Genomic DNA, 12809 nt, shown 5'->3' with positions numbered 1-12809 from the left:
GGTGGAAAAATGGTTGAATATTCTTCTAGTATCGACTGGTTAAGGATAACTTTCACTGATCCTAAAATGAGTGTTGTGGAAGTTGTTACTGATGTATTGGGTATGGAATTTGAGGACTTTCAAAATGGTGGAAGTTTTCTAAGGTATTCTGATTCTATTACAAATAAAGAGGGTATTACGGTGGCTTTTAATGGCTTGAGTAATATGGGGATATGTTTGGATATGAGTGGTAAAGGCTTAAGGTATTATGAGAAGGTTAATGAGGAATATCATGAAGATGTTGATAGTTTATGGAAGACATTTCTTGCTAGGATTGCTCACAGTTATCCAGATTCTAATATACCTAGATTGGATTTATGTATTGATGTTAAGGCTTATGAAGATGACGGGAAGCACGTTAGGTTGTGGCAAATTGCTAAGAAACTAGAAAATGAAGATTTGTATTCTCTAGGTAAGTTTAAGAATCAAGAAGTTGTTAAAACGCATGAAGGTAAGTTGAAAGAAGAAGGTATTACAATTTACATAGGTAATCGAAAGAATGAAGAATTCATTCGTATGTATAACAAGTATGCTGAAGCGTTAGGTAAAGGTGTGCATGTTGATGAATCTTTAGTTTTTCATGAAAGATATGAAGTTGAGTATAAAAATAAAAAATCTAAGGCTGTTGCGAATAATATTATAAAAGGCATAAAGATTTCTGATATGGTTTTGAATACTTTAAATAAAATAATTCTTTTTAAATCTAAAGCGGATAAAGGTCAATATGGTAAGAATGACATCATGAGAAGAAAACGATTTAAGAAGTGGGTTGATTTTATAGAAGTTGAAAAAGTTGATATGTCAGCGGTTAAGGCTGTTAAAAATATAGATAAAGAAAAATGGATTAGAAATACAGTGAAAAAATCACTTTCTCAAATTGCGGAACTGGAAGGCATGGATTATTTGCTTAAACTAGTTAAAGAGGTTGCTGTAGAAGGGATGGAAGAAGGGAAGGATGATGAAAAGTATCAAGAAGAATTAAAAGAAATGAAAGAGTTGCGAGAATATAAAAAGGCGTTAGACCGTTTGTCTAAGAATTTAGTAGATATAAGATTAGCTGAGAAAAATGAAGGTAAGACGTTTGATGCAAAAAAAAGAGTCTTCGCTAGAAGACGAAGACCAAAACAAAAATTAAAAACCAAAATTAAAAATTAAAACCACCAAAAAAATATAAACATAAATCCTTTTGAGTGCCACCAACACTTAAAGGGATTTTTTTTATTGATTGATTACAATATATTTTAATATGTTTTTCGGGATATGTCATTAGTAAAATCAGGTTGTTGTTAAAAACAAGTTAAAAAGTTATCGGGTTGTTGTTAGGTTGTTGTTAAAAACTACCTTAGTTGTTGTTTAGTGGTTGTTTTCGTGTTATAATATATTGTATAATAAAGATTTATTGATTTATTGGGAGGGCTGTATATATGGATTTTGAGAAGATATTTGAACGTATTCAATCGGGTGAGAAAGTGAAAGATATTGCTAAGGATTTAGGTGTTAGTGATAGTAAAGTAAGTAGAGGTCTTAAGAAATCTGGGTTTGAATGGGTTTCTAATAAGTGGAGAAGGAAAGAGGAACAACCTTTGGACAACCAAACAACAACACAAGAGCAAGTTAACAACAACCCAACGACTAGTGAGAAACAAGTTAACAACAACCATACAACGAGTAATAAACGAGTTAACAACAACTCAACAACTAGTAAACAATTTTCAAATGAAGAAGTGGTGATTCTGAAGAAAATGATTGCTGATTTTGAAAAGGTTGGTTTGCAGGTTGATGGAAATTTATATGATCGTGTTAGAGAAAGAGAAACAGGAAAAGAAAGAAATAATATCTTTTTAAATACTGATACTCAAATTAAATTAGATGATTTCTTGAAAACTAAGAAACTAGAAAGAAATAAATCGTTAATTGTAGAACTTGCTCTTGAGGATTTTATGAAAAAATATAGTAAGTGAGGTTATTGAATGTTTAGTGCTATTTATGGAGTTATTGCTATTGTTGCAGGTGCTTTTGCTTGGGTAGCAACTGGTAAATACCTTGATTCTTTTGAAACTCCAAAAGAAAAAGAACTAATTAATGGTTCTGGTAGAAATACTTCTGGAAAGAAAAATTTCGTTAAAAAAAGTATTGGTGTTAAGAAATTTACTAAAAGTAAATTTTAAAATACTATATATCGTTTGCTATACTGATGAAAAATAAAAAAGAAAAATAAAAAGAAAGAGGATGATAATAAAAGGATAAAGAGGATTTAGAGATTGCCGAGACCTAGAAAGCCATTAGAAGATAAGATTGACACGATATTTGTAAAAGTCCCGAAAAAAGTAATTTGGGCATTGGAAGAACAAGGGAATAAAAATGAAATAGCAAGTAAAATCATCATGGACTACTACAACACGCATTTAGTTAAAAAAGACTAATCATTTCCTTTCTTTTTTTTACAATTTATACGAACAGGTTTATCGGTGCGCGAATACGTGTTTGTGTAAATTTCGAGAACAAAAATTACAGGAGGAATCAATTTGGCATATCTAACAAGCAAAACAGCGGGAGGGAAAAGGTATTTTTACCTTGCTCAATATACTGGTAAGGAAGAATATACAACATGTAGATATAAGTATTTATATAGTTTTGGGAATGAAAGAGTTGCTTTAGAAAGATTGTCTTTGTGGGCATTAGATAGAACTTTTATTCCGGAGGAATTAAAGGAATTGGGGATTTCGCTTGAAGATGTTAAAAAGTATAAAGAAAAGGTTGTTCAATTACTTAAGAAAGTCTCTTAATAAGGTCATTATTCATTTATTGTTATGTTTAATTTATAAAATATTGATTGGTTGAAACAAGAGTTTCAACCAATTTTTTTGTGTTCAATCTGGTATGTGAAATTATTAAAAATGGTGGGACTTTTTAATGATATAAAATATCTATGAAATGAATATGCGAGTCGGATTTTTTTGGGTTCAGTGAGTCATGGGGGTACGGGGTGAGTGTTGTAATTTTATGATCCAGAGAAAAAAGAAAACGGGAAACAAGAATTTTAAAAATCGAGAAAATCGGATTTTTAAAAAATGACGGTAAATTATTTACCGTCATCCATTTTGTAGAAAATTGCAGGAAATTTATTTATGATATGTCATATATTCCAACCCAAATTCCAAAACAAAATAAAAATAGTTGCAGTCCCACTCGGTGCGTCAACACCGAGCAGGGGCAACGAAGTTGGCAGACTTCGCAACCGAGCGTTTAAGCTCACTACAACTATCTACGTGCTATTATACACAGTTTGTATGTGTATGTATATGCATGTTTTTAGATGTATACGTATAACAGGACAAGTATGCCTTCTTTTTGTATTAAGAAGCCGTACTTGTCCTTTTTTATTTTGTTAAATGAGGTGAGACAGTTGAATGAAACAATGGTAAATACGGATGCTGGAAACATTGTGGTAAGCCATACGATGACACTTGGAGATGTGATTATATCGACTCTACTTGTCCTTATACTATTCGTTATGGTTTTCACTAATATCAAGGGGAGATTTTAAATGTATCAAGTTCTATTAGGAACACCAAAAGACATAGCAATCTTATATTTCTCAGCCTTTCTGGTATGTTTTCTACTCTACCCAATCGCAATTATAGGTATGAACATTATTAAAAGGGGAGCGGAAAAATGGAAATAGGAGGACTTGTTTTACAAGCATTTAAAGTTTTCGCAGGTAATCCAGACGTTATTTTTATCATAATTAGTTTTGCTGTTCTTTACTCTGTTGTTTTCACTTTGATAGGGATATATGAAAAAAGTAAAGGAGTAGGGGAGTTGGAATAGTTGTTAAGCAATGTTTATGATTGGGATTTTTTTTGGAACACTTTTGGAATGCTTTTTAAAATGAATTCGTCTTTCGTTATGATCGTTATTGCCATTTCGGCAGTTTGTCTTTTAATCGGTGGAGTAATAGCAGCCGTTATGCAGAAGAAGAAATAATTTATGAAACTACCAGAGTATGAAACATTTCTAGCAGGGGATACCCTATCAGATTTTTGGAATCTGGTTAAGTATTTTGTGTTTTATGGCGCTTCATTAAACGTGGTGTATTTCGCTTGTGGGGCTGTTGCTCTTTTAATAGTTGGAATTGTTGGCGCTATAACTAAAAGACGAAGAATTGAAGACGAAGACGAAGATGAAGATGACGATGAATATGAATACTATCATTACAAATGACATTCTCTAGCATTTTGCTAGTGAAATATATATTAAAAAATGGAGGTTTTTCAAAATGGTTGATTTTTCAAAAGTAGCGGTAGGTTTTTCGGCAACAGATTTAATCGGGTCAGCAATGTCAATTGTGACACAATATAAAGAATTTATTCTAGTAGGTCTTGCGGTTGCATTCGCACCAAAACTATTTGGATTAGCTCGTGCGGCATTAGCAGCACGTAGCGGTAAGAAATAAAAATAAAAAGGGGGCGTGTGTGCGCCTTTTTTTTAGATAGAAAGGTGCAACTTTTTAAATGATACGTAAAACCACATGGAATAAATTATTGATGTGTTTTGCAATGGTTTTATCTTTGTTCGTGCGAGTGGGTTCAGTGTTTGCTGATGGCCCGTCATTTCAAGTTGTGGGTAGCAAAAACATTTCTATTGAGGATAAAGGTCTTGTTAATGGGAAGTATAGCCTTACATTGAGGGTTAACGATATGACAAATGTATACAAGTTTCAATTGTCAGAGTTAATGCTTGTAAATGATTGCTCGTTCCATGTTGGGAAAGCGAAATGGACTCGTCCAGAACAAGAGAAAAATGAATTTGATATTAATTGGAATATGAATGGTACGTATGCTTTTTATATCTTTCATAACGGTAAAGTTTTAGCTTATGTACGCTTTAAACTTAAAGGTTTTAAGGAAAATGGGGGCGGTAGTGAGACTGTCTATTGGGGTAAAGGTGCTAAATACTACGACTTGCCAGAAATCGAAAAACCAGACCCAAAAGAATATGAAGATTTAGATGGTAAAAATGATGGTGTTTGTACAAACCATGCTATACCAGACGATAAACCGCAAGGTTCGGGTGATATAGACCAATCTAAAGATGATAAAGGGAATAATAACGGGGGTGGAAACAATAACGGTAGCAATAAAGATTTACAAGATATAAAAGATAAGTTGAATGAGATTAGCAACAAAATACCACCTGTTCCAGATTGGGACAAAGTTGCTGAAACGTTTGCGGACAAGATTAGTCCAAAACTAACTAAAGATATAAAAGATATGTTAGGAGAAGCGCCAGACCCACCAAAACCACCACCACAAATCCCGAAAACAGATAATAAGGGATTGGATAATAGGCAACCAGAATTTAAAGATAATCCGGATCTAGAGAAAGCGAAATTTACAAAGGATGATATAAAGGACGGTGCGCCAGAAATAAAGTTCGAGGAAGATAAGTCTGGGGGATTCGATATAAAAGACCCGATGGACAATTTGCCCGATTTACCCGATGAAATGCCAAAGCCTGGTGAAACAACGCCGAGTGAATGGGGGAAAAATAAACCAAAAGAACCAGAACCACAAGAAAAACCAGTACCAAAAGATAAAGAGAAACCAAAAGACCCACCAAAACCAAAACCAGATGAAATAAAACCACCAAAACCAAATGAAGGCGATAGCGGTTTTCCGAAGCCGAAGGAGGACGGAGGGAAGCCACCGAAACCAAAAGAGGATGTAGGGAAACCACCGAAGCCGAATGAAGAAGGTTTAAAACCACCAAAACCAAACGATTCGGGAGATAAACCACCGAAACCAAATACAAATTTAGACCCACCAACACCAAATAATCCGTCTGGTTCGTTTGGGAAGTACAAGAGACACCCAGAAGACCCAGATGGCTCAGGTTAAAAGGAGATTGAGAGATATGAAGACAGTAGCAAAACGAGAAATGAAGAAACAATATAAAGCATTGCAAATACTAAATAGCGAGTTTTCGGGATTCATAGGGAAGCTTGGGGAAAATCATAGTTTGAGTGAATCGGAAAATAAGACGATAGAGAGTATGAAGCAATATTTTGAGCATACAAACAATCTATTCATTCAATTGGAGAAATTAGTGTCTTAAAACCTTGCTGACAGCTTTTAAACGGGGGAGGGATACATAATGTACCTGTCAACGGTAAGCGGAACGTAGTGAGCATTAAGGAGTTGACAGGGCATCTTTCCAAAGACCCTCTTGCAGTCCTCAAAACGCAGTACGTTTTGGGCTGGCTACCGCCGAGGGAAGCCCCTTGGATAAGGGGTTTGGGGATGGATGTTTTACAAAAGGAGTGAATCTATTGTTTTTTAAAAAATGCATATTGATGGTATTGCTTACTATTACAACGGTCTTTTTTATACCGAATTTTGCAAGTGCCGAATCAAATACAGATGTATCAAAAGGGAAGGTCAATGGCGCGGAATTTTCAAGCAGTACGGCTCGTTATGATTTAGGCGGTTCTTATAGTATCGACTCACTTTATATTTTCGTAAAAAACACATCAGCATCGGGTGGTTCTTTAAATGTAAGACTGTATAACTCAAAAAATCAACAGGTATGGTCAGCACTTGGTTATGACATTAGATATTTAGGTTCGAGTCATAAAGGGGATGAATACAAACCTAGTGTAAAAAAAGATGATGTTCGTTATATAGAGTTTTCTACAAATGGTAGTGGAAGAATTGTTACTTTTAGGGCGTTAGGGACAGAGTACATACCCGAAATCTCTAATTTTAAAGCGATAGCGGATTATAAAAAAGTTACATTAAATTGGGAGAACCCAGTAAATAGTAATAACACTAAATTGACTAAGTTATATCAAGATGGAAAAGAGATAAAAACTTTTAATCTTAATGAAAATATCACTTCTTATGTTGTTGAGAATTTAACGGAAGGAAAGAATTATTCTTTTAAAATGACAGTGGTTGATGATAAAGGGAGAGAAACAGGTGGAATCACTAAAAGTGTAAAAACTTTAATTCCCCTAATTGACCCACCAGAGAATGTATTTATAACACCGCAAAATAAAAAGCTTGTTATCGCTTGGAATGGTGTTAATTCTCCGTATTTAAAGGGATATAACATATATATTGATGGGAAGAAAGTTAATAGTAGTACGTTAAATTCTAATAAATTGATTGTTGATAATTTGGAGAATGATAAATCTTATAAGATTCAAATTAGTGCTGTAAATATTGGTGATGCCGAAGGCAAAAAGAGTGGGGAATTTACTGAATCCCCTTCAAAAGATGCAACAACGATTGAATATGATTTGAAATCTCCTTTAACAGCAATGGAATTGCTTGAAACAGCAGGAACTATTGTATTGTGGCTGTCGCCATTTATTTTAGTAGGGATTGTGATTATATGGTTCAAGCCATTGAAAGAGCTAATTGTAAAAGCAGTTCTGGATCATAAGAAAAAAAGTGATAAGAAGTAGTTTTTACTTTTGGTGAAAGGAGTGAACCTATTGTTTTTTAAAAAATACATTTTGATGCTGTCGCTTGTTGTTGTGACGGTTTTATTTATCCCGAATTTAGCAAGTGCGAAAACAACTGATTTATTAGCAGGAAAGCAATTTTATAAGAACAATTACGGAAAAGGTAGTATTTATAAAGGGAATGAAGATTCTTATGGTTATTTATATTCAAGGGAAGTAATCGCTGATTTAGGAAAAGAATCTTATATAAAAAACTTTACATATTCAGCGCAGGGCGGAATTCATTTTGCCTATTTATCTTTTTATGATTCTAATTTCCGAATGGTAAGGACTGTGAAAACAGATGGACCTCGTGGGAATTTTGGTGTCTCGGAGAAAGCGAGATATGTAGTTGTAGGGAATAGTGGTAGAGATAGCACACAATTCTCTTGGATATCTGTGTATGGTGATGATGGATTTGTTTCTGATGTATCTAATCTAAAAGCAAATCCCGAAGTGAATAAAGTAATTTTGAATTGGAAAAACCCCGAAGGGGAAGAGAACTTTAAAGGGTTACGAATTTATCAAGGTAATAAATTTATAGCGGAACTTGATAATACAGCGGTGACTTATGTTGTTGAGGGTTTGAAAGCAAATGAAAGTCATGTGTTTACAGTTAAGTCAATAGACCAAAATAAAGTGGAAACGAAGGGTGCTAGTGTAAAAGTAAATACTTTAATTCCTTTAATTGACCCTCCTAAAAATGTGTATGTGACACCTCAAAATGGGAGTTTAATAATTAATTGGGAATCTGTTAATTCTCCATATTTAAAGGGATATAACGTTTATATTGATGGGAAGAAGATAACTAATGAATTGTTAACTTCTAATAAATTGATATTAAACAATCTTGAAAATGACAAGAAATATAGTGTTCAAATAAGTGTTGTTAATTCAGAAAACAAAGAAGGAAATAAGAGTGCAGCGGTCACTGAATCTCCTTCAAAAGATGCAACGATGATTGAATATGATTTGAAACCTCCTTTAACAGCAATGGAATTGCTTGAAACGGCAGGAACTATTGTATTGTGGTTGTCACCATTTATTTTAGTGGGGATTGTGATTATATGGTTTAAGCCATTGAAAGAGTTAATTGTAAAAGCGGTTCTGGATCATAAGAAAAAGGGTGAAAAGAAATGACTTTATTGTTTGATGCAGTAATGACAACAATTTTTTTAAAAATGATGCCGTATTTAACACCTCTCGTATTTGTACTTAGTGTATTAATGTTTGCTGATAAACTTATCGTTCTGTTTTATTCGGCAACGGGTTTCCGTAAGTAATGGGTGTAATTGGCGGTGCGTTTAAAAAGCTGTTTGGGCTTTTATGGGACTGTATAAAGTGGATTGGAGAGTTTATTTATAATCTCTTCAAACCCTTTATAGATGCGATTTTAAACGTTATACAAGTGTTTTTAGATATTTTGGATGCTATCTTGTATTTCTTCTATATGGTCGGTGTCGTAATCGTTAAAGTGTTTACACTCATTTTTCAGACAGCGAAATTATTGTGGTCGTTGGTTGTTGGATTCGGTAAAACTTTGGCGAGTTTACAGTTTACCCCTGGTTCTTCTGGTCATGGATATTCGGCAATGATAGGGAAAGTATTCGGTATCGCTGAATCAATGCAATTGAATTCTGTTGCTTATATCATGCTGTTTATCTTGTGGTTTTTTACCGCGATTTCAGCAATGAAGTTGATTTCCTCTATACGAGTGGGGGGAGATTGATATGGGAGTAAAAGAAAAATTAAGGTCGTTTATTGATTCGATTTTTGACCCGATTGTTAGCTTTTTGGATTTATGTATTGAGAAGTTACAAGGAATAAACATGGTAACAGCACAGGGAATCAACGTAGGTAAGTATTTATCAGTTTTTGGAGATATGCCAGCGGTTTGGCAAACTCTCATTGTATCTATTTTGGGTTCTGTCACTCTTTTAGGGGGATTAATCATTTTTAGGTCATTAATGAGAGTCTATTACAGTGCTAAGGAAGGTGTTAAGTGGTGGTAGAAGCATTTATATACATGTTTGTACTTAGTTCAGGCGCTTCATTTGGCGTTATGATGGTGTTTTTTATAGCAATGAAGATTTACAACAGAAAAAGAAAAACAAAGCATACAAGCGTTATAGGGTAGGTGTAAAGAGATGTTGAATTTCAGTAAGTTTAGTAGGCAAAAGTTGAAAGAAGAAGATTTCTTCCCAGAAACAAATGATGTAGCGATTATTTTTGATAATGATAATAAGACAAGTGATATTAAACGTATTAGTGAGATTTCGGACGGAAAGATATTTGTTAATGGTGAATACATGATCCCTTTGGAAGATTGCGAAGTAACAAACAGTGTAATGGGGCGGAACTTCTTTTATAGAGCGCCTTCTAAGTCTATTCAAGAGACAAGAAGATTAGCGGAATTGGAGAAAAGTATAGTTCTTACTAAGATTACGCAATACAAACCGAAGCCAGTAGAAAGTGCGATGGATTATACGAAAATGGCGTTGTTTGGAATTATTGTGTTGTGCATCATCGTATTTGGTGCAACGAGTTGTTCGAATAAAGCAGAACCACAGCAAGTACCGACTCAAACATATCAGCAGAGTAAATAAGGGGTGAATCTTAATGAGTAACAACGCTGAAACGTTACAAAGTGTTATTACAGATAATTTGTTTCCGGAAGTCCAACATATTAGCGATGTAAAGCAAGTTCTGGAGGAAATGCAAGGGAATGCCCAAGAAATGCAAGAAGCGCAAATTCGAGGGATTATCTTGTTAAGAAAGTTAGGAGAAAATTCATATCTTCACGGTGAAGAAAACCCATATGAACCAATCATTGAATTCATTATGAAAAGTAAAGTTCATGTTGCTGACCCAGATTACTTTATTAAGACGATTGAAGCATTAATACCAAAGCCACCAAAACCAATTGTAATGGCTGAAAAGGTAGGTAAGAAGTAAATGCATCATATGTTTATACAAGGGCCATTAGGACAAGGGAAAACGTTTATTATGTCTGTTTTAGCTCACTATTGGAAACAGAAGTCGGCGGAAAAGGGCGCGGATATAAAGCTATTTTCAAATTATGGTTTAAAAGATTCGTACCCAATGACTCACTACACTGATTGGTATGAGGTTGCTGAAGCACAGGGAAGTATTTGTTGTTGGGATGAATGTCAAATGGCTTTCAGTAACCGAAAATGGGCGCAACATGGCTCTATCGTTGCAACTGAAGTAATGATGTACACAAGGAAAATGAAGAGTATACAAATGTATTGTTCGCCTTCTATCAATAATGTAGATAGTCGAATTAGGCAAATTGTAGAGGTGTTAGTGGATGTTCGTAAGATTGGTAAGAAAGGTTTTTCATTAAGATTTACTGATTATCAAACAGGTGAATTTTTAAATAAAACATTCCTTCCAATGCGTACAGCCAAAAAATACTTTTCGCAGAATTTATATGACACTTATGCAATGGTTCAATCTTTCCCATTACCACCAAATGAAAGAGAATCTAAGGCATTCTTTGAAACATTAGAAGAGATACATGACAGGTCAAGAAAAAAGAAAGTTCGTTTAGATAAGAAGGGAGCATAAAAATGATTGCCGAGTATTCAGTTTTACCAAATACATTTAAAGATAAAGACCCAAGAAACCTTTTATATTTCACGCCAAGCCTTCCAGTGGTGCGTTTTGCGAAATTGTACCAAGAGTTTGCACACTATAAACAGTTACAGTTGGCTGAATCAATGGCGAGGAAATTTAATTGTATCTTAGTTCCTTTAGAGTGTATGAATTGGCGTAGGGCTAAAAAATTCGGTCATGATAAAAAGGTTAAAGTTGGACGTAATTCATATTTCATGATGCATCCAAGTGAATTAACTAGAAATGAAAAAAGAAAACTCGAAGAATACATTGAGGAAATGAATTATAGTTCGTAAGTAAATCAAAAAATGTAATGGCAGCCGTGCAAAAAACTTATGATCCTAAAATTAAAATCCGAACAATAAGGGGTAGATAATATGTATGAATTATCGTTGTTTGTAGGTGGGGTTCTATTAGGTGCGTTTGTTATGAGTATGTTTTTCATAGATAAAACGGAAAAGGAGGGAGTAGCTTGAAAGAAATAACAAAGTCAGAAGCCTTTAAAACGTCTGTATTGAATGGTTTGTTTGCTTTGGTACTTTTGTTCATTGTTTTTATTTTTGTCCAATACAGCGGATAAGGGGGCTTCAAAATGATATTTGCATGTTTGGGAGTTGGGTTGGTATTGATATTTGAAGTCTATGATTTAATAAATTTAGTTTGGAAGAAGGTGAGAAAATGATAACAGTAAAGGGATATATTATCATGGCAATTGCTCTTATGTGTTTATGGGCTTGTGAGTGTATTTATAAAGCGGTAAAGGATGCTAGAAAGGTAGGAGGGAATGAAAAGTGAGTTATATATATATTCTGTATGCAATTATGATTATTTTAGTTGTGTATGGTGTAATAACGGTACTTCACAGTATATTCATTACTAAGAAAGATATAGGAAAGGAAAAACCATAGTTTAAAAAAGTATACTTTATGATATAAAAAAGCGTCCCTATTAAACTAGGGGTTTTTTGCTATCATAAAGTATATTTTAGTTTGTATCAAAAGGTAGGGAAGATTGTTTTTCTTTGCTAGAATATAGGGAAGAAAGTTTTGAGAATCTGGGTTTCGTCAAGGTTCTCTTATTTTTTTAGAAATATATTTACAAAACGTTACACGAAATGATAGTATGGTTTTAAAGGATTTTTGAGAGGTGATTGTTAATGAAAGCAAATTATGTGAAGGTTGGAAGGAAACCGAAAGATGGTAAGAGTCCAAAGGTTCATGAAGCCTTTAGGTTGCCAAAAGAAACGTCTGAAAGAATAAATAAATTAGTTGAAAGTGGTCGTTTTTCAACTAAAGCAGAAATTGCAGAAAAAGCATTTGAATTCTATTTATCACATTTAGAAAAACAAGAGTAGTATTTTAAGAGATTGCGAAGCAAAGAGGGAGAGAACCTATTAAAAACCCCCCTATGTAATACGGGTTGTGTGACCTCAAAAAAAGTAGGTTTTAAAACTATTAAAAATACAGGTACATCAAGGGTTTTAAGGTTTTTCTTGTTTGTAAAAAAGTGTTTTTAAAAAAATAGAAAATAAGATAGCGAAGTAGGGTGGAAAAATGGTTGAATATTCTTCTAGTATCGACTGGTTAAGGATAACTTTCACTGATCCTAAAATGAGTGTTGT

General features: G+C 33.9%; 21 protein-coding genes. All 21 read left to right on the top strand.

Annotation, left to right across the window (positions count from 1 at the left end; translation table 11 throughout):
* Positions 1 to 1194 (top strand): replication initiation factor domain-containing protein (locus HFD78_RS28615; protein WP_191968142.1); only part of this gene is annotated, 1194 nt, incomplete at its 5' end.
* A gap of 269 nt (positions 1195 to 1463) precedes the next feature.
* Entirely contained in the window at positions 1464 to 2000 is a 537-nt protein-coding gene (locus HFD78_RS28610) for a helix-turn-helix domain-containing protein (protein ID WP_191968141.1), read from the top strand.
* 9 nt (positions 2001 to 2009) lie between these two features.
* Entirely contained in the window at positions 2010 to 2207 is a 198-nt protein-coding gene (locus HFD78_RS28605; protein ID WP_098610921.1) for a hypothetical protein, read from the top strand.
* Positions 2208 to 2300: 93 nt separating this feature from the next.
* Entirely contained in the window at positions 2301 to 2462 is a 162-nt protein-coding gene (locus tag HFD78_RS28600; RefSeq protein WP_179862626.1) for a hypothetical protein, read from the top strand.
* 102 nt (positions 2463 to 2564) lie between these two features.
* Positions 2565 to 2825 carry a hypothetical protein gene (locus HFD78_RS28595; RefSeq protein WP_071730330.1) on the top strand — a complete coding sequence of 87 codons (261 nt, stop codon included), beginning with the start codon at positions 2565 to 2567 and terminating at the stop codon, positions 2823 to 2825.
* A gap of 889 nt (positions 2826 to 3714) precedes the next feature.
* A complete protein-coding gene (locus HFD78_RS28590; protein WP_179862627.1) occupies positions 3715 to 3870 on the top strand; it encodes a hypothetical protein in 156 nt (51 codons plus the stop codon).
* Positions 3871 to 4026 (top strand): hypothetical protein, encoded by a 156-nt coding sequence (locus HFD78_RS28585; protein WP_042888004.1) that lies wholly within the window; start codon positions 3871 to 3873, stop codon positions 4024 to 4026.
* A 3-nt stretch (positions 4027 to 4029) separates the two neighbouring features.
* Entirely contained in the window at positions 4030 to 4263 is a 234-nt protein-coding gene (locus HFD78_RS28580) for a hypothetical protein (RefSeq protein WP_191968140.1), read from the top strand.
* A gap of 55 nt (positions 4264 to 4318) precedes the next feature.
* A complete protein-coding gene (locus tag HFD78_RS28575) occupies positions 4319 to 4495 on the top strand; it encodes a hypothetical protein (protein WP_179862628.1) in 177 nt (58 codons plus the stop codon).
* A 58-nt stretch (positions 4496 to 4553) separates the two neighbouring features.
* Positions 4554 to 5939 carry a hypothetical protein gene (locus HFD78_RS28570; RefSeq protein ID WP_191968139.1) on the top strand — a complete coding sequence of 462 codons (1386 nt, stop codon included), beginning with the start codon at positions 4554 to 4556 and terminating at the stop codon, positions 5937 to 5939.
* A 16-nt stretch (positions 5940 to 5955) separates the two neighbouring features.
* On the top strand, positions 5956 to 6156 hold the full coding sequence (locus HFD78_RS28565; RefSeq protein WP_179862629.1) for a hypothetical protein: 201 nt from the start codon (positions 5956 to 5958) through the stop codon (positions 6154 to 6156).
* 214 nt (positions 6157 to 6370) lie between these two features.
* A complete protein-coding gene (locus HFD78_RS28560; RefSeq protein WP_191968138.1) occupies positions 6371 to 7510 on the top strand; it encodes a fibronectin type III domain-containing protein in 1140 nt (379 codons plus the stop codon).
* 30 nt (positions 7511 to 7540) lie between these two features.
* Positions 7541 to 8689, top strand: coding sequence for a fibronectin type III domain-containing protein (locus HFD78_RS28555; protein ID WP_238797749.1), 1149 nt, complete (start codon positions 7541 to 7543; stop codon positions 8687 to 8689).
* A complete protein-coding gene (locus HFD78_RS28550; RefSeq protein ID WP_191968137.1) occupies positions 8686 to 8832 on the top strand; it encodes a hypothetical protein in 147 nt (48 codons plus the stop codon). Before HFD78_RS28555 ends, HFD78_RS28550 begins: the two co-directional genes overlap by 4 nt.
* A complete protein-coding gene (locus HFD78_RS28545; protein WP_097837712.1) occupies positions 8832 to 9278 on the top strand; it encodes a hypothetical protein in 447 nt (148 codons plus the stop codon). Before HFD78_RS28550 ends, HFD78_RS28545 begins: the two co-directional genes overlap by 1 nt.
* Position 9279: 1 nt before the next feature.
* A complete protein-coding gene (locus HFD78_RS28540; protein WP_071730319.1) occupies positions 9280 to 9561 on the top strand; it encodes a hypothetical protein in 282 nt (93 codons plus the stop codon).
* Positions 9562 to 9696: 135 nt separating this feature from the next.
* The gene (locus HFD78_RS28535; RefSeq protein WP_097837700.1) at positions 9697 to 10155 is read left to right on the top strand and encodes a hypothetical protein; all 459 of its coding nucleotides are present in this window, start codon (positions 9697 to 9699) and stop codon (positions 10153 to 10155) included.
* Positions 10156 to 10168: 13 nt separating this feature from the next.
* Positions 10169 to 10504: a hypothetical protein gene (locus tag HFD78_RS28530; protein WP_179862625.1), complete on the top strand. Its 336-nt coding sequence runs from the start codon at positions 10169 to 10171 to the stop codon at positions 10502 to 10504.
* Entirely contained in the window at positions 10505 to 11140 is a 636-nt protein-coding gene (locus HFD78_RS28525) for a zonular occludens toxin domain-containing protein (RefSeq protein ID WP_097837702.1), read from the top strand.
* A 2-nt stretch (positions 11141 to 11142) separates the two neighbouring features.
* Positions 11143 to 11484 carry a hypothetical protein gene (locus HFD78_RS28520; protein ID WP_000559952.1) on the top strand — a complete coding sequence of 114 codons (342 nt, stop codon included), beginning with the start codon at positions 11143 to 11145 and terminating at the stop codon, positions 11482 to 11484.
* Between the two features lie 860 nt (positions 11485 to 12344).
* Positions 12345 to 12542, top strand: a complete 198-nt coding sequence (locus tag HFD78_RS28515) for a ribbon-helix-helix domain-containing protein (protein WP_097837703.1) — start codon at positions 12345 to 12347, stop codon at positions 12540 to 12542.
* Positions 12543 to 12809 lie beyond the last annotated feature (267 nt).

This window comes from Bacillus sp. EKM501B, from assembly GCF_011800505.1.
GTDB lineage: Bacteria > Bacillota > Bacilli > Bacillales > Bacillaceae_G > Bacillus_A > Bacillus_A cereus.
The sequence above is the reverse complement of the archived record's forward strand: the minus strand, read 5'-3'. Positions and strand labels throughout refer to the sequence as shown.

Bases quoted from the DNA above. Each gene is read 5' to 3' on its own strand.
- HFD78_RS28610 (WP_191968141.1), top strand. From the start codon at position 1,464: ATGGATTTTGAGAAGATATTTGAACGTATTCAATCGGGTGAGAAAGTG.
- HFD78_RS28605 (WP_098610921.1), top strand. From the start codon at position 2,010: ATGTTTAGTGCTATTTATGGAGTTATTGCTATTGTTGCAGGTGCTTTT.
- HFD78_RS28590 (WP_179862627.1), top strand. From the start codon at position 3,715: ATGGAAATAGGAGGACTTGTTTTACAAGCATTTAAAGTTTTCGCAGGT.
- HFD78_RS28580 (WP_191968140.1), top strand. From the start codon at position 4,030: ATGAAACTACCAGAGTATGAAACATTTCTAGCAGGGGATACCCTATCA.
- HFD78_RS28575 (WP_179862628.1), top strand. From the start codon at position 4,319: ATGGTTGATTTTTCAAAAGTAGCGGTAGGTTTTTCGGCAACAGATTTA.
- HFD78_RS28570 (WP_191968139.1), top strand. From the start codon at position 4,554: ATGATACGTAAAACCACATGGAATAAATTATTGATGTGTTTTGCAATG.
- HFD78_RS28565 (WP_179862629.1), top strand. From the start codon at position 5,956: ATGAAGACAGTAGCAAAACGAGAAATGAAGAAACAATATAAAGCATTG.
- HFD78_RS28550 (WP_191968137.1), top strand. From the start codon at position 8,686: ATGACTTTATTGTTTGATGCAGTAATGACAACAATTTTTTTAAAAATG.
- HFD78_RS28545 (WP_097837712.1), top strand. From the start codon at position 8,832: ATGGGTGTAATTGGCGGTGCGTTTAAAAAGCTGTTTGGGCTTTTATGG.
- HFD78_RS28540 (WP_071730319.1), top strand. From the start codon at position 9,280: ATGGGAGTAAAAGAAAAATTAAGGTCGTTTATTGATTCGATTTTTGAC.
- HFD78_RS28535 (WP_097837700.1), top strand. From the start codon at position 9,697: ATGTTGAATTTCAGTAAGTTTAGTAGGCAAAAGTTGAAAGAAGAAGAT.
- HFD78_RS28530 (WP_179862625.1), top strand. From the start codon at position 10,169: ATGAGTAACAACGCTGAAACGTTACAAAGTGTTATTACAGATAATTTG.
- HFD78_RS28525 (WP_097837702.1), top strand. From the start codon at position 10,505: ATGCATCATATGTTTATACAAGGGCCATTAGGACAAGGGAAAACGTTT.
- HFD78_RS28520 (WP_000559952.1), top strand. From the start codon at position 11,143: ATGATTGCCGAGTATTCAGTTTTACCAAATACATTTAAAGATAAAGAC.
- HFD78_RS28515 (WP_097837703.1), top strand. From the start codon at position 12,345: ATGAAAGCAAATTATGTGAAGGTTGGAAGGAAACCGAAAGATGGTAAG.